Source organism: Pseudomonas sp. UBA5666, from assembly GCF_002420785.1.
Taxonomy (GTDB): domain Bacteria; phylum Pseudomonadota; class Gammaproteobacteria; order Pseudomonadales; family Pseudomonadaceae; genus Aquipseudomonas; species Aquipseudomonas fulva.
Genome location: NZ_DIIQ01000053.1, coordinates 20,577 through 37,143, shown reverse-complemented (window position 1 = coordinate 37,143; position 16,567 = coordinate 20,577). Strand labels below are relative to the sequence as shown.

The 16,567-nt window shown below is 63.1% G+C and carries 14 protein-coding genes and 2 tRNA genes; all 16 read right to left on the bottom strand.

Going from position 1 to position 16,567, the window contains the following annotated elements; translation table 11 throughout:
- Window positions 1-114: 114 nt before the first annotated feature.
- A tRNA-Asp gene (locus tag B2Y33_RS22655) sits at window positions 115-191 on the bottom strand.
- A gap of 66 nt (window positions 192-257) precedes the next feature.
- Window positions 258-333 (bottom strand) — tRNA-Val (locus tag B2Y33_RS22650).
- A gap of 208 nt (window positions 334-541) precedes the next feature.
- Window positions 542-1,315: an SDR family oxidoreductase gene (locus tag B2Y33_RS22645; RefSeq protein WP_027916500.1), complete on the bottom strand. Its 774-nt coding sequence runs from the start codon at window positions 1,313-1,315 to the stop codon at window positions 542-544.
- The gene (locus B2Y33_RS22640) at window positions 1,312-2,523 is read right to left on the bottom strand and encodes an O-succinylhomoserine sulfhydrylase (RefSeq protein WP_027916499.1); all 1,212 of its coding nucleotides are present in this window, start codon (window positions 2,521-2,523) and stop codon (window positions 1,312-1,314) included. Before B2Y33_RS22640 ends, B2Y33_RS22645 begins: the two co-directional genes overlap by 4 nt.
- A gap of 17 nt (window positions 2,524-2,540) precedes the next feature.
- Window positions 2,541-4,046, bottom strand: a complete 1,506-nt coding sequence (purF, locus tag B2Y33_RS22635) for an amidophosphoribosyltransferase (RefSeq protein WP_023535974.1) — start codon at window positions 4,044-4,046, stop codon at window positions 2,541-2,543.
- A 42-nt stretch (window positions 4,047-4,088) separates the two neighbouring features.
- Window positions 4,089-4,646, bottom strand: coding sequence for a CvpA family protein (locus B2Y33_RS22630; RefSeq protein WP_027916498.1), 558 nt, complete (start codon window positions 4,644-4,646; stop codon window positions 4,089-4,091).
- 159 nt (window positions 4,647-4,805) lie between these two features.
- The gene (locus tag B2Y33_RS22625) at window positions 4,806-5,462 is read right to left on the bottom strand and encodes an SPOR domain-containing protein (protein WP_028688136.1); all 657 of its coding nucleotides are present in this window, start codon (window positions 5,460-5,462) and stop codon (window positions 4,806-4,808) included.
- The gene (folC, locus tag B2Y33_RS22620) at window positions 5,446-6,753 is read right to left on the bottom strand and encodes a bifunctional tetrahydrofolate synthase/dihydrofolate synthase (protein WP_028688135.1); all 1,308 of its coding nucleotides are present in this window, start codon (window positions 6,751-6,753) and stop codon (window positions 5,446-5,448) included. Before folC ends, B2Y33_RS22625 begins: the two co-directional genes overlap by 17 nt.
- Window positions 6,753-7,646, bottom strand: a complete 894-nt coding sequence (gene accD, locus B2Y33_RS22615) for an acetyl-CoA carboxylase, carboxyltransferase subunit beta (RefSeq protein ID WP_023535975.1) — start codon at window positions 7,644-7,646, stop codon at window positions 6,753-6,755. Before accD ends, folC begins: the two co-directional genes overlap by 1 nt.
- Window positions 7,647-7,867: 221 nt before the next feature.
- Window positions 7,868-8,488: a phosphoribosylanthranilate isomerase gene (locus B2Y33_RS22610; RefSeq protein WP_206406098.1), complete on the bottom strand. Its 621-nt coding sequence runs from the start codon at window positions 8,486-8,488 to the stop codon at window positions 7,868-7,870.
- 58 nt (window positions 8,489-8,546) lie between these two features.
- Entirely contained in the window at window positions 8,547-9,401 is an 855-nt protein-coding gene (gene truA, locus B2Y33_RS22605) for a tRNA pseudouridine(38-40) synthase TruA (RefSeq protein ID WP_027916494.1), read from the bottom strand.
- A gap of 111 nt (window positions 9,402-9,512) precedes the next feature.
- Window positions 9,513-12,131 carry a FimV/HubP family polar landmark protein gene (locus B2Y33_RS22600; RefSeq protein WP_059183195.1) on the bottom strand — a complete coding sequence of 873 codons (2,619 nt, stop codon included), beginning with the start codon at window positions 12,129-12,131 and terminating at the stop codon, window positions 9,513-9,515.
- A gap of 71 nt (window positions 12,132-12,202) precedes the next feature.
- Window positions 12,203-13,207, bottom strand: coding sequence for an aspartate-semialdehyde dehydrogenase (locus B2Y33_RS22595; protein WP_033695214.1), 1,005 nt, complete (start codon window positions 13,205-13,207; stop codon window positions 12,203-12,205).
- A 193-nt stretch (window positions 13,208-13,400) separates the two neighbouring features.
- Entirely contained in the window at window positions 13,401-14,513 is a 1,113-nt protein-coding gene (asd, locus tag B2Y33_RS22590; RefSeq protein WP_027916490.1) for an aspartate-semialdehyde dehydrogenase, read from the bottom strand.
- Between the two features lie 62 nt (window positions 14,514-14,575).
- Window positions 14,576-15,658 (bottom strand): 3-isopropylmalate dehydrogenase, encoded by a 1,083-nt coding sequence (gene leuB / locus B2Y33_RS22585; RefSeq protein ID WP_206406099.1) that lies wholly within the window; start codon window positions 15,656-15,658, stop codon window positions 14,576-14,578.
- Window positions 15,659-15,712: 54 nt separating this feature from the next.
- Complete coding sequence (locus B2Y33_RS22580; protein ID WP_206406100.1) at window positions 15,713-16,477, bottom strand: class I SAM-dependent methyltransferase; 765 nt, start codon at window positions 16,475-16,477, stop codon at window positions 15,713-15,715.
- Window positions 16,478-16,567: the final 90 nt, after the last annotated feature.

Below are 16,567 nucleotides of genomic sequence, written 5' to 3'. Positions count from 1 at the left end.
ACTGAACTACCGCTGCGTATCGTTCAGGCTTGCGCCCGATTGAAACTGGGTCAGCCCAAGGCGCTCGACCTTGTGGCTTCAGACCGGTGACAAGCACCCATCTGTTAATCAAAATGGCGCAGCGGACGGGACTCGAACCCGCGACCCCCGGCGTGACAGGCCGGTATTCTAACCGACTGAACTACCGCTGCGCAGTGCATTCCTCTCTGGCTGTCAGCTTCTTGCAAAGCCTTGAGCGTCAGGAACATCTCAGGAAGTGGTGGGTGATGACGGGATCGAACCGCCGACCCTCTGCTTGTAAGGCAGATGCTCTCCCGGCTGAGCTAATCACCCTCGCGATGTTGCTTGTTGCGTTTGCTTCGCTGAGGCCGCGAAATTTACGCAGGTGACGACGCTAAGTCAATAGCCCTGTTGAGTTTTTTTCCAAGTCGCCGGTGCCCAGTGCAAAGCCGAGCACATCCTGATTCAGACCCAAGCCAAGCCTGGACATGAAAAAGGGACCTTGCGGTCCCCTCCTCTGCCTACCTGCCCACAAGGGCCTTCAGGTGTAGATCATCTTGCGGGTCATACCGCCGTCGACCACGAACTCCTGACCGGTCACGAACGCTGCCTGCCGGGACAGCAGCCAGGCGACCATGGCTGCAACGTCCTCGACGGTGCCCACGCGACCGGTGGGGTGCTGGGCGTGGTCGGCATCGCTCAAGGGCTCGGCACGGCGCTGGGAGGGATCTCGGGCATCAATCCACCCCGGGCTCACGGCGTTGACACGAATCTCCGGGCCCAGGCTGATGGCCAGCGCATGGGTCAGTGCCACCAGGCCCCCTTTGCTGGCGGCATAAGCTTCAGTGTCAGGCTCGGACTGCCGCGCCCGCGTGGACGTCAGGTTGACAATGGCGCCATTGTGCGCGCGCAGGTAAGGCGCACAGTGCTTGGCCAGCAGCATCGGGCCATTGAGATTGACTGCCAGCACACGATTCCATTGAGCCAGGCTCAGGCTTTCAAGCGTCTGGCTGTGGGGGTTGGCAATCGCAGCATTGCACACCAGCGCGTCAAGCCTGCCGAATTGCCCGAGCACCTCGGACACCCCGGCACTGACTTGGGACTCGTCTGCTACATCCATGGTGATGAACCAGGCATTGTCCCCCAGTGCCTTGGCCGCTTTCGCCCCCCGCTGGCGGTCGAGGTCACTGAGCACCACCTGCCAACCTTCGCAGATCAGCCAGGCGGCAATACCAAGTCCAATACCGCGCGCGGCACCGGTGACCAAAGCGACCCGGCCGTTATGGCCGGGCGTATTGAGGCCAATTTCGATCACAATGCCGCCAGTCCACGCGCCAGATCAGCCTGTAGATCCGCCACGTCTTCCAAGCCCACAGCCACACGAATCAGGCTGTCGCGGATGCCGGCAGCCGCACGCTCCTGCGGCGTCAAGCGGCCATGGGAGGTGGTGGCCGGGTGAGCGATGGTGGTCTTGCTGTCACCCAGGTTGGTGGTGATCGAGACGACCCGGGTAGCATCAATGAAGCGCCAGGCCCCTTCCTTGCCGCCCTTGACCTCAAAGCTCACTACAGCGCCGAAGCCACTCATCTGGCGCTTGGCCAATTCGTGCTGCGGATGGCTCGGCAGGCCGGCGTAATGCACTTTTTCGATGCCGTCCTGCTGCTCCAGCCACTGCGCCAGTGCCTGAGCACTCTCGCAGTGTGCGCGCATACGCAGGCGCAGCGTCTCCAGGCCCTTGGTGAATACCCAGGCGTTGAAGGGGCTGAGCGTCGGGCCCGCCGTGCGCAGGAAACCGACCACTTCCTTCATCTGTTCGGCGCGGCCCGCCACTGCACCGCCCATGCAACGGCCTTGGCCATCGATGAACTTGGTTGCGGAGTGGAAGACGATGTCGGCACCGAGCTTGAGCGGTTGCTGCAAGGCCGGTGTGCTGAAGCAGTTGTCCACCACCAGCATGGCCCCACGGGCATGGGCGATTTCGCTGAGCGCAGCAATATCGACCAATTCGGCCAGTGGGTTGGAAGGCGACTCGACGATCAGCAGCTTGGTATTGGCCTGGATGGCCTGCTCCCAGCCAGCAAGATCGACCAACGGCACGTAGTCCACCTGCAAGCCGAAGCGCTTGAAGTACTTCTCGAACAGGCTGATGGTCGACCCGAACACGCTCTGAGACACCAGTACATGATCGCCTGCACTGCACAGCGACATGACCACGGCCAGAATCGACGCCATGCCAGTGGAGGTGGCCACGGCCTGCTCGGCACCTTCCATTGCCGCCAGGCGCTCTTCGAATGCCCGTACGGTCGGGTTGGTATAGCGCGAATAGACATTGCCTGGGGTTTCACCGGCAAAGCGCGCAGCCGCATCGGCAGCCGTACGGAATACGTAGCTGGAGGTCAGGAACAGCGCTTCGCTGTGCTCGGCCTCCGGTGAACGGCACTGACCGGCGCGCACTGCCAGGGTGTCGAAGCCGACACCCTCCAGGTCGCTGTCCAGTCGCCCGGCATCCCATTGATCGGTCATGCCATCGCTCCCTGAAATCAGTTGTTGTAGAGGTCGATGATTGCGCTGACTGCCTGGGTCTTGACCTTGGCCAGGTCATTGCGGGCCTGCTCGATGCGGTCAAGGTAGGCTTCATCGATATCGCCAGTGACATACTCACCGTTGAATACCGCGCAATCGAAATGCTCGATCTTGATCTTGCCGCCACCGACCGAATCGATCAGGTCAGGCAGGTCCTGATAGACCAGCCAGTCGGCGCCGATCAACTCGGCCACCTGCTCGGTGGTACGGTTGTGGGCGATCAGTTCGTGAGCGCTCGGCATGTCGATGCCGTAGACGTTGGGGTAGCGCACTGCAGGTGCTGCGGAGCAGAAATAGACATTCTTGGCGCCGGCCTCGCGCGCCATCTGGATGATCTGCTTGCAGGTGGTGCCGCGCACGATCGAATCGTCAACCAGCATGACGTTCTTGCCACGGAACTCAAGCTCGATGGCGTTGAGTTTCTGGCGCACGGACTTCTTGCGGGCAGCCTGGCCCGGCATGATGAAGGTGCGGCCGATGTAGCGGTTCTTGACGAAGCCTTCGCGGAATTTCACGCCCAGGTGGTTAGCCAACTCAAGCGCGGCAGTGCGGCTGGTGTCCGGGATAGGGATGACCACGTCGATGCCATGATCCGGGCGCTCGCGCTGAATCTTGTCGGCGAGCTTCTCGCCCATGCGCAGACGCGCCTTGTACACCGAGACACCGTCCATGATCGAGTCCGGGCGGGCCAGGTAGACGTGTTCGAAAATGCAGGGTTGCAGTTTCGGGGCCTGGGCACACTGCTTGGTGTACAGCTGGCCTTCTTCGGTGATGTACACCGCTTCACCTGGCGCCAGGTCGCGAATCAGGGTGAACCCGAGCACGTCGAGCGCAACGCTTTCCGACGCGATCATGTACTCCACACCTTCGTCGGTGTGGCGCTGACCGAAGACGACCGGACGGATACCGTTGGGGTCGCGGAAACCGACGATGCCGTAGCCCGTGATCATGGCAACGACGGCGTAACCGCCGACGCAGCGGCTGTGCACATGGGAGACCGCGGCGAACACGTCCTCCTCGGTAGGCTGCAGCTTGCCGCGCACGGCCAGCTCATGGGCGAATACGTTGAGCAGCACCTCGGAATCGGAGTTGGTATTGACGTGACGCAGGTCCGACTCGTAGATCTCCTTGGCCAACTGCTCGACGTTGGTGAGGTTGCCGTTGTGAGCCAGGGTGATGCCGTATGGCGAGTTGACGTAGAATGGCTGGGCCTCGGCGGAGGTCGAGCTGCCGGCTGTCGGGTAGCGCACATGGCCGATGCCGATGCTCCCTACCAGGCGTTGCATGTGGCGCTGCTGGAACACATCGCGCACCAGGCCATTATCCTTGCGCAGGAACAACCGGCCGTCATGGCTGGTCACGATACCGGCAGCGTCCTGGCCGCGGTGCTGGAGGACCGTAAGCGCGTCATACAGCGCCTGATTGACGTTCGACTTACCGACGATACCGACGATGCCACACATGCGACGCAACCCCTACTTTGATGAAACTTGAGTGAATAGCGCTCAAGGCCGGGTCGGCCCGAGCAGCTGCTCCTTGAACGGAAGATCGGCCGGTGTGCTGATCGCTCCGTTGGACATCCATTGGCTGGTGAAGCCCACGACCAGGTTTTTGGACCAGTCGGCTACCAGTAGAAACCGTGGGATCAGGCGAGACTCCTGCCACCACGCGTCTTGTTGAACCGGCCCCAGGCTCAGCAGCCCGAGTGCCACGACCACCAGCAGGCCGCCCCTGGCGGCCCCGAAGACCATGCCCAGAAAACGATCGGTGCCCGATAGGCCGGTAACACGGATCAGTTCGCCGATGAGAAAGTTGAGCATCGCCCCCACCAGCAATGTGGCGACAAACAAGATACCGCAGCCGGCGATCACACGCATGGAGGGCGTCTGAATATAGCTCTCCAGGTACACCGAGAGCGAGCCACCGAACATCCACGCCACCGCACCGGCAATGATCCAGATGAGCAAGGACAGGGCTTCCTTGACGAAGCCGCGTTTGAGACTGATCAGTGTGGAGATGGCGATGATCGCGATGATCGCCCAATCAACCAGGGTAAATGCCACGGTGCTGCCTGCAGATCGTTGAGGCGGCGGATTTTACCAGAGCGACGAGGGCTTGGGTAAGCGGAATGTCAGTGGATCGCCCAGCCAGGACAGCAAGCCTGCTGGGCACCGCCAATATGCTCGCTGACTGGGACGGGACGGCAATGCCGCCCCTCTCCTTCAGCTGCGTTCCGGCTGGAAGCGCACGACGAAGCCTTTGAGGCTGTTTTGGCGGTTGATGGCATCGCGGGTGCGCTCGGCGTCGGCACGCTCGATCAGCGGGCCGACATACACCCGATTCATGCCACCGGCTGCGCGGATATAGGCGTTGTAGCCCTGGCTACGCAGGGTCTGCTGCAGCTTCTCGGCGCCTGCCCGGTTGGACAGGCTCGCCAATTGAATCGACCAACTGACCGGCAGGCCGTTGGCGTCCAGTTTGGACGGCGCGCCGGCCTTGGTCGACGTTGCTGCTGGCGCAGAAGCGGCCGGCGCCTTGGGCTCTACCTTGGCCACGGCCGGCGGAGCAGGTTGGGCCTGCTGGGCCTGCGGCGACGGCGTGATGGGCTGGCTGGGCGCACGCGCTGGCGCGGACGACTCGTCTACCACCACCGGCGCCGGATCCGCTTGCTCTGGCAAGGCCTGGGGTTCGGGCACGGCAACAGGGTCGACCTTTACCTCAGGCACCGACGGTGCAACAGGCGCCTGAGGGGCATCGACGTGCACCTCACGCATTTCATCCTGCCGCGAAAACAGCATTGGCAGGAAAATCACCGCCAGCGCGACCAGCACCAGCGCACCGATCATGCGCTGCTTCATTCCTTTATCCAGCACTGCCATCTATCCCACCCTCCTGGGGATGCCGCTGCAACCATTCCAGCGCCTGAGCGACACAGAAAAACGAACCGAACAGCAGGATCTGATCATCTGCCGTGGCGTTCGCGCACTGCCCCTCCAGGGCAGCGTCGACGCTGGCATAAGACTTCACCGTGGCGCCGAGGTTCGTCAGGGCCTGTGCCAATTCAGCAGCAGGCCGACTACGCGGGGTGGCAAGCGGTGTGACGGCCCACTCATCGACCAGGGCCTGCAAGGGCGCGATCACACCCTCGAGGTCCTTGTCGCACAGCAAGCCGAACACGGCCAGACGCCGGCCAGCCAGTGGCCTGGATGCCAGACGCCGGGCCAGGTACTGAGCTGCATGTGGGTTGTGCCCGACATCCAGCAGCAGCTCAACCGCAGCGCCACGCCAGTGGATCACGCGCCGATCGAGGCGACCCGTGATGCGCGTATCGACCAGTGCCTGGCGCAGCTGCGCAGGACGCCAGGGCAAGCCGCTCAGCAGGTAGGCCTGCAGGGCCAAGGCGGCGTTTTCCATGGGCAGATCCAGCAGGGGCAGGTCCATCAAGACGACTTTTTCACCTTCGCCGGATGTGCCGTGCCAGCTCCAGCCACGCTCGGCCACCTGAAGGTCGAAGTCGCGGCCCCGCAACCGCAGCGGAGCTGCCAGTTCGCTGGCCTTGTCGAGCAACGGCTGGGGCGGATCGAGGTCTCCACAGAGCGCGGGCTTGCCGGCACGGAAGATACCTGCCTTCTCGAAAGCCACCTGCTCGCGGGTATCGCCCAGGTAATCGATGTGATCGACCCCGATGCTGGTCACGAGCGCGATGTCGGCGTCCACGACATTCACCGTGTCCAGCCGCCCACCCAGCCCGACTTCCAGCACCACCGCATCGAGCTGCGAACGCTCGAACAGCCAGAACGCCGCCAGGGTACCCATCTCGAAATAGGTCAGGGAGATTTCGCCGCGCGCCGCCTCGACCGCTGCGAACGCCTCGCACAACTGCGCATCGCTGGCTTCAACGCCGTCGATGAGCACGCGCTCGTTGTAGCGCAGCAGGTGCGGCGAACTGTACACGCCGACCCTCAGCCCCTGCGTGCGCAGCAGCGAAGCGAGGAACGCGCAAGTCGAACCCTTGCCGTTGGTGCCCGTTACTGTCACCACACGCGGGGCAAGCTTGCCCAGTGCCAGGCGCGCCAGCACCGCTTGCGAACGCTCCAGCCCCATGTCGATGGCAGAGGGGTGCAGCTGCTCGAGATAGGCGAGCCACTCGCCAAGGGTCCGTTGGGTCATCACGCGACAGCAGCCGCCTCGAGGGCCTCGACCGGGGTCTGCTGGCCGGTCATCTGGGCCAGCAGGCGCGCCAGCCGTGGACGCAGGTCGCCCCGGGAGATGATCAGGTCGATGGCACCGTGCTCCAGCAAGAATTCGCTACGCTGGAAGCCTTCAGGCAACTTCTCGCGTACGGTCTGCTCGATGACGCGTGGGCCGGCAAAGCCGATCAGGGCCTTGGGCTCGCCAACGATGACGTCGCCCAGCATCGCCAGGCTGGCGGACACGCCGCCGTAGACGGGGTCGGTCAGTACCGAGATGAACGGGATGCCTTCTTCACGCAGACGCGCCAGCACCGCAGAGGTCTTGGCCATCTGCATCAGCGAGATCAGCGCTTCCTGCATGCGGGCACCCCCGGAAGCCGAGAAACACACCATCGGGCAGCGATGTTCCAGGGCATAGTTGGCTGCGCGCACGAAACGCTCGCCGACGATGGCACCCATGGAGCCGCCCATGAAGGAAAATTCAAACGCGCTGACCACGATCGGCATGCCCATCAGGGTGCCGCTCATGGAGATCAGGGCGTCTTTTTCACCGGTCTGCTTCTGCGCGCCGGTCAGACGGTCCTTGTACTTCTTGCCGTCGCGGAACTTCAGCCGGTCGACCGGCTCCAGGTCGGCGCCCAGCTCGGCACGGCCCTCGGCATCCAGGAAGATATCGATGCGTGCACGTGCGCCGATGCGCATGTGGTGGTTGCACTTGGGGCATACGTCCAGGGTCTTTTCCAGCTCCGGACGGTACAGCACGGCCTCACAGGACGGGCATTTGTGCCACAGGCCTTCAGGTACCGAGCTCTTCTTCACCTCGGAACGCATGATGGAAGGGATCAGTTTGTCGACTAACCAGTTGCTCATGCTTTCTTTCTCCAGTATCGGCGGGAGGGGACCAGCGTAGCCGGCCTGCCCTGCCCTTTTGAGCTCAAATGCTTATGAAACGTAGGTGATGCGGCAACCCGGGTTCATTACCCCTGCCGCACCACCCTGAACAATTCGGTTGACCGCCCCACGCAGGGCCGGCTGGCCCATGGGGCTGAGATAGCTATGGACGATGGCGCGCTGCCTGCCGTCACATCTGCTCAAGCCTGTTTCACCGCGCGTACGAATGCTTCGATCCTGGCCGCGCCCTTGATGCCCTTGGCCTGCTCGACACCGCCGCTGACATCGACCGCGTACGGGCGCACCTGGGCGATCGCCTGCCCGACGTTGTCCGCCGACAGGCCACCGGCCAGAATGATCGGCTTGCCCAGGCCGGCAGGCACCAGTGACCAGTCGAACGCTTCGCCCGTGCCTCCAGGGATACCCGGCACGAAGGTGTCCAACAGGATGCCGGATGCGTCGGCATATTGCCGGCACGCAAGCTTCAGGTCGTCACCCGGACGTACCCGCAAGGCCTTGATCCACGGCCGGTGATGGCCTGCGCAATCGTGCGGGGTTTCATCACCATGGAACTGCAAGAGGTCCAGTGGCACCGCTTCGAGTATTTCACTCAGCTCGCAACGCGTGGCATTGACGAACAACCCGACCGTGGTCACGAAGGGCGGCAGCTCGGCAATGATGGCGCGTGCCTGCTGTACGGTCACGGCACGCGGGCTCTTGGCATAGAAGACCAGCCCGATGGCATCGGCGCCAGCCTCGGCAGCCGCCAGTGCGTCTTCGATGCGGGTGATCCCGCAGATTTTACTGCGAACGATGCTCATGGACAGCAACCTGTTTGCGCGGTCAAAGGCGGAATCTTAGCAAATGGCGCTTCGTGCGTCAGTCAGCCAATGCGTCGTAGCCCGTCAGAAAGTGCGGGCCAATGTAACGCTCGGGCAGCGCAAAGGCCTCCGGGTACTCCACCTGGACCAGATAAAGCCCATAGGGGTGGGCCGTGACGCCACCTTCGCGGCGGTCCCGCCCCTCGAGCACCTGACGCGCCCACTCCACCGGCCGTTCGCCCGCGCCGATAGCCATCAGCACGCCGGCGATGTTGCGTACCATGTGATGCAGGAACGCGGTAGCCCGGATATCCAGCACGATCATCTGCCCGTGACGGGTAACCCGCAGGTGATAGATGTGCTTGATCGGCGACTTGGCCTGGCATTGGCTAGCGCGGAACGCGCTGAAATCATGGGTGCCAAGCAGGCTCGAAGCGGCCTGCGCCATGCGCTCGATGTCCAGCGGACGATGATTCCAGGTCACCTCCTCGGCCAGGTGAGCAGGCCGAATCGGATCGTTGTAGATCACGTAGCGATAGCGCCTGGCACAGGCCTTGAAGCGCGCATGGAAATCGGCTGGCATGGGCTTGGACCATACGACGCTGATGTCATGGGGCAGGTTGAAATTAGTGCCCATGGTCCAGGCGCGTTCGTCACGCACCGCATGGGTGTCGAAATGCACGACCTGCCCACAGCCATGTACGCCTGCATCGGTACGGCCGGCGCAGACGACTGAAATGGGCTCGTTGGCCACTTTGGAAAGTGCCTGTTCCAAGGCTTGCTGAACACTGGGCACGCCGCTGGCCTGGCGTTGCCAGCCGCGGTAGCGGGCGCCCTTGTATTCCACACCCAAGGCGATACGCGTGCAGCCTTCGGCAGCGGATTCGGCCGAGGCGGTGTCGATGATGTCCAAGAATCTGCAACCTGTTGGTGTACGAAATGCCGGGGATTATAACGACAATGGCAGCCGTACAGGGCTGCCATCGGGTTCACGGGTTACGACCAAAGGGCTCCACGCGAAGGCCTAGACCAGACGCGAAAGCATATCCTCTGCTTCTTCGCGCTGACGTTCATCGCCATCCTTGACCACTTCGTCGAGGATGTCGCGGGCGCCTTGGTGATCGCCCATGTCGATGTAGGCGCGGGCCAGATCGAGCTTGGTGGCCACCTCGTCGGCGCCCGAAAAGAAGTCGAAATCCAGGTCGTCGATCGGTTCGAGTTCAGGTTGCGCGGCGGCATCCTCTTCAGTGAAGTGCGGCTCCAGGGAGGGCGACTCCAGACTTTGCGAGAGTTTGTCCAGCTCGGCGTTGACGTCATCGAGTTCGGAGGCGAACTGTTGCGCGCCTGGCGAATCGTCCTGCAGGGAGAGGTCAAAATCGGCCGGCAGATCGAAATCGGTGGCCGGATCAAAGGCCGGTACCGGATCGATTGCACTGGGCGCTGCGTCATCCCGACCACCCGTCCCCTCGGGTTCACCCATGTCCAGGTCGAAATCGGACAGATCCTGGGCTGGCGTGGCTTCAGCGCTGGCTTGCGCCAGCAAGGTTTCGAAGTCTGCATCGGCCGGGTCTTGCATTTGGGCCTCTGAAGCGAGCGCATCAGTGGTCGGGCTGGCAGCCGATGTCGCGGGCTCGGGAGAAGGCTCGTCCAGGCTCAAGTCGAAATCGTCATCCAGCGCCGGATCATCCAGCTGCGCAGTATCGAGCGTCGGAATATCCCCGAAGGCGTCCGAATCGGCAGCGGCCTGAGCCTGCGGCTCCGCTGCCACTGCAGGTGATGAAACCGGCTGATCATCGAGCAGCCCTTGCACATACTGCTCGTCCAGCTTGGCAGCCAAGGCAGCAGCGCCCACACCGGCCGCCGCCAAGGCAAGCATCGCCGGGTAACGCTCGCGAAGGCCGGCCACTTCTGCGGTGTTCACCGCCGTCGCCGGCAACTGGCGCTCCTGCTCGGCGAAGGCGCTTTGATCACCTTGGCGAGCGTAGACCTCCATCAATTTCAAGCGCAGGTCATCGCGCCTGGGCGCGCTGGCAACTGCAGGCTCCAGCAGCTCCGTGGCACGGTTCAGGCGACCCTCGGCAATGCACACCTCGGCCTGCGCCAACAAGGGCCCATAAGGGTCTGCCGCAGGCTCACGCACAGGTTGTGCAACGGGTTTTTCAGAGGCCGCTGCCGCTGCCGCCGAGGCGGCGACCGCCGCTGGCGAGAGCGTAACGGTCGGGGACACGACTTCGACGCCATCCAGGCTGTCATCCTCTGGATCGAAACCCTCGATCTGCTCCTCTTCCAGAGCGCGCGCCATGCGCAAATGCTTCTCGGCTTCCTGTTGGGCCCTGCGCTTACGCGCCAGCAGCCAGAGCAGCAGCGCCAGGACCAGGACGGTAGAACCGGCGATCAGCCATAGCAACCAGCGGCTTGCCAGTACGTCGTCGAGGCTGCTGTCCGCCTGGGTGTCTGCGGCCGCGGGTTGGGCGTCTGGCGCAGCCGAGGGCGCTGGCGCGATCACGGGTTGATCGGGAACGGCCGGCTGGCTCGCCGTCGGGACCGGGTCGGTCACAGGCACAGCCGCCTGCGCAGGCGCCAGGGCCTGTTGACCGGGTTCGCCAGGGACCGCTGCTGCTGGCGCAGGGGTAGCCGCACCTTGAGCTTCCAGCCGGGCCAATTGATCGTTCTTGAGCTCGATCAGGCGCTGCAGCTTGTCCAGCTGGCTCTGCAGGTCGGACATGCGGCTTTTGAGTTCTTCGTTGTCACGGCGGCTGGTGTCCAGGCTTTCCTGCGCCACTGCCAGCTTGTCGTTCAGCGCCTTGGCCTGACCGGTACCCGGCTGGTTGCCGGGGCTAACCAGGCGCAGGTTGTCGCCTTGGGCGATGGCAGCGGGTGCGGCGTCTGCTGCACCACGGCGGGTGGCGTCGAGCTGGCGGGCACGTGGCCCCAGGCGTCTACCCTCGCGCCAGGCCGCGTACTGCTCGGCGACCTCGCGATTGGCTTCACCTTGGGCGATGCTCTGGATCTGTTGCTGATCGGGCAGGCGCAATACCTGGCCTACCTTGAGCTGGTTGATGTTGTTGCCGATGAACGCATCCGGGTTCAGCGCCTGGATCGCGATCATGGTTTGCTGGATCGACCCGCCCTGGGCGTTGCGCGCCGCGATCTGCCACAGGGTATCGCGGCGCTGGGTCGTATAGCTGCCAGGGCCGGTGGTCGCAGCGGCGACAGTGCCCGTTGCGGCCTGCGGGCCCTGGGCCTTGGCCTGATCCAACAGGACGCTGTAGTCACGCAACAGGCGGCCCTGAGGCCACATCACCTGTACCAGGAACTTGACCACCGGCCCCGGCATGGGCTGGCTGGAGGTCACGCGAAGCACGCTTCGGCCATTGGGGTTGATCACAGGCGTAAAGCGCAAGTCCTGCAAGGCGCTGGAGAAGTTCACGCCTGCCTTGGCGAACTCTTCAGGCGGGGCCAGGCTTGGTGCCAGCTGCGCCGCGGTCAGGTCACGCACATCGAGCAGTTCGATTTCGGCCTCCAGTGGCTGGTTCTGCGCCGACTTCAGGGTCAGCTCTCCCAAGCCCAGAGCGTTGGCCATGCCCGAGGACAGCGCCGAGGCTGCTGCCATGGCCAGAACCAGTTTGCGGATTCGAAGCATGAACTCTTCCCTTGTATGGATCGTCCCGAAACGTGCAGGCAGAGCAGGACAAAAGTGCCTGCCAGTATCTTTTACAGACCGTGTTTAATCAACAATTGTGCCACCTGCACAGCGTTGAGCGCCGCGCCCTTGCGCACATTGTCGGTGGTCAACCAGAGGTTGAGCTGCCGGGTTTGATCAACGCCATGGCGTACACGTCCAACATAGACCACGTCCTGCCCCACTGCGTCGCCAACCGGTGTTGGATAGTCGTCCGGATCTACCCGGTCGATGCCTGCCGCCACGTCCAAGGCCTGGTTGACGGCCGACAAATCCACGGCGTGGCGGCACTGCACCGCCACATTGAAGCTATCGCCGAAAAACACCGGGACTTGAATGCAGCTTGCTGAAATACTCAGTTCAGGCTGGCCCAGCAGCTCGCGCAGCTCCTGCACCATCCGCCGCTCTACGGCGGTATGACCCTGTTCGTCGACCTTGCCGACCTGGGCCAGCACGTTGAAGGCGACCTGGCGGTCGAAGAAACGCGGTTCCAACGGACGGGCATTGAGCAACTCGGCCGTTTGCCGCGCAAGCTCGTTGACTGCCTCACGGCCTTGAGCCGATACCGCCAAAGACGCCACCACCTGAACATGCTCGATGTCCAGCAAATGCTTGATCGGGGCCAGGGTGGCGGCGACGGCCACGGCTCCTGAACAGGGGCTTGTGATCAGCGCGGGCCGCTTGAGCCCCGCCACTTGCTCGGCGTTGGCTTCTGGAACGACAACCAGGGCGTTGTCCAGGGCACCGGACAGGTCGATGACGGTGCAGCCCGCTTGCACAGCTCGGGCGGCGAAGCTGCGGCTGACCGCGGCACCGGCTGCAAAGAACGCCAGCTTGACCTGCCCGAAATCGAACCCCTCGACTTCACGTACCTTGAGCTTCTTCCCGGCGAACATCACGCTGCTGCCCGCCGACTCGATGCTGGCGAGCAGATGCAGGGTGGCGACCGGGAAATCCAGCTCTTCGAGAATCTGGACCAACGCCTCACCGACGCTGCCGGTGGCACCGACGACGGCGATATCGAATGAAGGTTTCATATTGCAGGCTGCCTCTGGCGAAACGGGAGCGGCACTTTACCCGCATTACACAAGCGAGGCCAACGCCGACCCGTCGCAGGTAGTCGCCACCTGCCTGTACGCAGCCTCGTATCCCCTGCCACCTTCACCGCGCGCCTCAAAATAAAAAACCCGCGCTGGGAGCAGCGCGGGTTCGGGTACAGATGGGGCCGTATCAACGCTCCAGCAGGATCCGCAGCATACGACGCAGTGGTTCGGCAGCGCCCCACAGCAGTTGGTCACCTACCGTGAACGCCCCCAGGTACTGGGAACCCATGTTCAGCTTGCGCAGACGACCAACCGGAATGTTCAACGTGCCGGTCACCTTGGTGGGGGTCAGTTCCTGCATGCTGATTTCGCGCTGGTTGGGTACCAGCTTCACCCAAGGATTGTGCTGGCTGATCATGCCTTCGATGTCGGCGATCGGCACGTCCTTGTTCAGCTTGATGGTCAGCGCCTGGCTGTGGCAACGCATTGCACCGATGCGCACGCAGATGCCATCCACCGGAATCGGGTTCTTGAAGCGACCCAGAATCTTGTTGGTTTCGGCCTGCGCCTTCCATTCTTCGCGGCTCTGGCCGTTGGGCAACTCCTTGTCGATCCAGGGGATCAAGCTGCCGGCCAATGGGACGCCGAAGTTTTCAGCCGGGTAGGCATCGCTGCGCATGGCTTCGGCCACTTTACGGTCGATGTCGAGGATGGCGCTGGCCGGGTTGGCCAGGTCCTCGGCGACCGCCGCATGGGTGGCACCCATCTGCTTGATCAGCTCGCGCATGTTCTGCGCCCCTGCACCGGACGCTGCCTGGTAGGTCATGGCGCTCATCCAGTCCACCAGACCGGCCTCGAACAACCCGCCAAGGCCCATCAGCATCAGGCTGACCGTGCAATTGCCGCCGATGAAGTTGCGGGTACCGGCATCAAGCTGGTGGTCGATGACCTTGCGGTTGACCGGGTCGAGCACGATGACCGCATCATCCTGCATCCGCAGGGACGAGGCCGCATCGATCCAGTAGCCCTGCCAGCCTGCTTCGCGCAGCTTGGGGAACACTTCATTGGTGTAGTCGCCGCCCTGGCAAGTCAGGATCACGTCGAGGGTCTTGAGCTCTTCGATGGAATACGCGTCCTTGAGCGGCGCGGTATCCTTGCCCACGTTCGGGCCCTGGCCACCAATATTGGAGGTGGTGAAGAACACGGGCTCGATAAGGTCGAAATCCTGCTCCTCCAGCATTCGCTGCATGAGCACGGAACCAACCATGCCGCGCCAACCGATCAGACCTACACGTTTCATCGCAACTACACCTTTGCTAAAAGTGGGCCGCCATCGGGATTGGGGATGGCGGGCCAGAGAGATTACAGATTCCGCAGCGCTGCGACTACTGCGTCGCCCATTTCCTGCGTGCCGACCTTGCGGCAGCCCTCGGAGAAAATGTCGCCAGTGCGCAAGCCCTGGTCGAGCACCAGGCTGACAGCCTGCTCGATGGCCTCGGCAGCAGCCGACTGGTCGAAGCTGTAGCGCAGCATCATCGACACGGACAGGATGGTGGCCAACGGGTTGGCGATGCCTGCTCCGGCGATATCCGGCGCCGAGCCGTGGCAGGGCTCGTACATGCCCTTGTTGTTGGCATCCAGCGACGCCGATGGCAGCATGCCGATGGAACCGGTCAGCATGGAAGCTTCATCCGACAGGATGTCGCCGAACATGTTGTCGGTCATCATGACGTCGAACTGCTTCGGTGCGCGCACCAGCTGCATCGCCGCGTTGTCGACGTACATGTGGCTCAGTTCCACATCCGGATAATCCTGTGCCACGCTCTCGACCACTTCCCGCCACAGCTGACTGGAAGCCAGAACGTTGGCCTTGTCCACCGAGCACAGTTTCTTGCCACGCACCCGGGCCATGTCGAAACCGACGCGGGCGATACGCCGCACTTCGCTTTCGCTGTAGGGCAAGGTGTCATAGGCCTGGCGCTCGCCACCTTCAAGCTCGCGCTGACCACGTGGGGCACCGAAGTAGATGCCGCCGGTCAGCTCGCGAACGATGAGGATGTCCAGGCCAGAGACGATTTCCGGCTTGAGCGAGGACGCATCGGCCAGCTGCGGATAGAGAATGGCCGGGCGCAGGTTGGCAAACAGCCCCAGTTGCGAGCGGATCTTCAGCAGGCCGCGCTCAGGACGAATGTCACGCTCGATCTTGTCCCACTTGGGACCGCCTACGGCGCCGAGCAGCACGGCATCGGCCTGGCGTGCACGCTCCAGGGTTTCATCGGCCAGCGGCACCCCGTGCTTGTCGATGGCTGCGCCACCGATCACGTCATGGGTCAGGCTGAGGTCGAGCTGGTACTTGTCATTGGCCAACTCCAGCACCTTGACGGCTTCGGCCATGATTTCAGGACCGATGCCATCACCCGGAAGAATCAAAATCTGCTTGCTCATGCTTTCCTCTATGCATTCACGCAGCGCGGCGAATCGGGCCGCGCCGAAAAAGGCTTAACGTTCTGCCCACAGCACCAGCACATCCGTGCTGAACGAGCCATCGGCCTCGATCTGGTAATACTGCCGTACTTCTTCGCCCATGGCTTGCTGCAGTTCGCGGATGGCCAGGCGCATCGGCTCAGGGGTGCGCATGCGCTCGACCCAACTGCCGAATTCCAGGCGCAGTGACTGCCGGGCATGACTGCGAACACGCAGGCCAGCCTCGCTGACCTGGCGCTGCCACTGGGCAGCAGAGTAATTGCGAACATGACTGGTGTCGCGCAGCACTTCTACCGCTTGCAGGTACGTGTCCAGCAGCGGGCTACCAGGCGACATGACGTCGATGAATGCCGCCACGCCGCCCGGCTTGAGCACGCGGCGCACCTCGCGCAGCGCCAGGCCCAGGTCGCTCCAGTGATGGGCTGAGTAGCGGCTGAACACATAGTCGAACGACGCATCGGCAAATGGCAGCGATTCTGCCGCGCCACGCTCGGTCATGATATTGGTCAGCGCGCGATCGGCGGCAGCGTCGGCGACGACGTCCAGCATGGACTGGGAAAGGTCGTACGCGACCACCTGCGCCACCAGCGGCGCAACCTGGAAGCTGACGTGACCTGCCCCGCAGCCCAGGTCCAGCACGCGTGCATCGCCCTGCCCCTGCAACTCGGCCTGCAACAGCGCGAACTCGCTGCCTTGAGCATGCACGGCGCTGCTGAGGTAGGCACCCGCCTGATCGCCAAATTGGCGCTGAACCACATCGGTATGCTGTGTACGAGTCATTGGGATGTCCTGGTGATGGAGGAGTTGCCGATACGGGATCGACCATGGCGGCAGTGGTACAGGCTGTCGCCAGAGAGCGTGGGCGATCCA

What these genes read in the sequence shown, in the direction of transcription:
- B2Y33_RS22600 (WP_059183195.1), bottom strand. Translation starts at nt 12,131, where the DNA reads ATGCTTCGAATCCGCAAACTGGTTCTGGCCATGGCAGCAGCCTCGGCG.
- purF (WP_023535974.1), bottom strand. Translation starts at nt 4,046, where the DNA reads ATGTGTGGCATCGTCGGTATCGTCGGTAAGTCGAACGTCAATCAGGCG.
- B2Y33_RS22625 (WP_028688136.1), bottom strand. Translation starts at nt 5,462, where the DNA reads ATGGCAGTGCTGGATAAAGGAATGAAGCAGCGCATGATCGGTGCGCTG.
- asd (WP_027916490.1), bottom strand. Translation starts at nt 14,513, where the DNA reads ATGAAACGTGTAGGTCTGATCGGTTGGCGCGGCATGGTTGGTTCCGTG.
- B2Y33_RS22610 (WP_206406098.1), bottom strand. Translation starts at nt 8,488, where the DNA reads ATGAGCATCGTTCGCAGTAAAATCTGCGGGATCACCCGCATCGAAGAC.
- folC (WP_028688135.1), bottom strand. Translation starts at nt 6,753, where the DNA reads ATGACCCAACGGACCCTTGGCGAGTGGCTCGCCTATCTCGAGCAGCTG.
- B2Y33_RS22580 (WP_206406100.1), bottom strand. Translation starts at nt 16,477, where the DNA reads ATGACTCGTACACAGCATACCGATGTGGTTCAGCGCCAATTTGGCGAT.
- accD (WP_023535975.1), bottom strand. Translation starts at nt 7,646, where the DNA reads ATGAGCAACTGGTTAGTCGACAAACTGATCCCTTCCATCATGCGTTCC.
- B2Y33_RS22640 (WP_027916499.1), bottom strand. Translation starts at nt 2,523, where the DNA reads ATGACCGATCAATGGGATGCCGGGCGACTGGACAGCGACCTGGAGGGT.
- leuB (WP_206406099.1), bottom strand. Translation starts at nt 15,658, where the DNA reads ATGAGCAAGCAGATTTTGATTCTTCCGGGTGATGGCATCGGTCCTGAA.
- B2Y33_RS22595 (WP_033695214.1), bottom strand. Translation starts at nt 13,207, where the DNA reads ATGAAACCTTCATTCGATATCGCCGTCGTCGGTGCCACCGGCAGCGTC.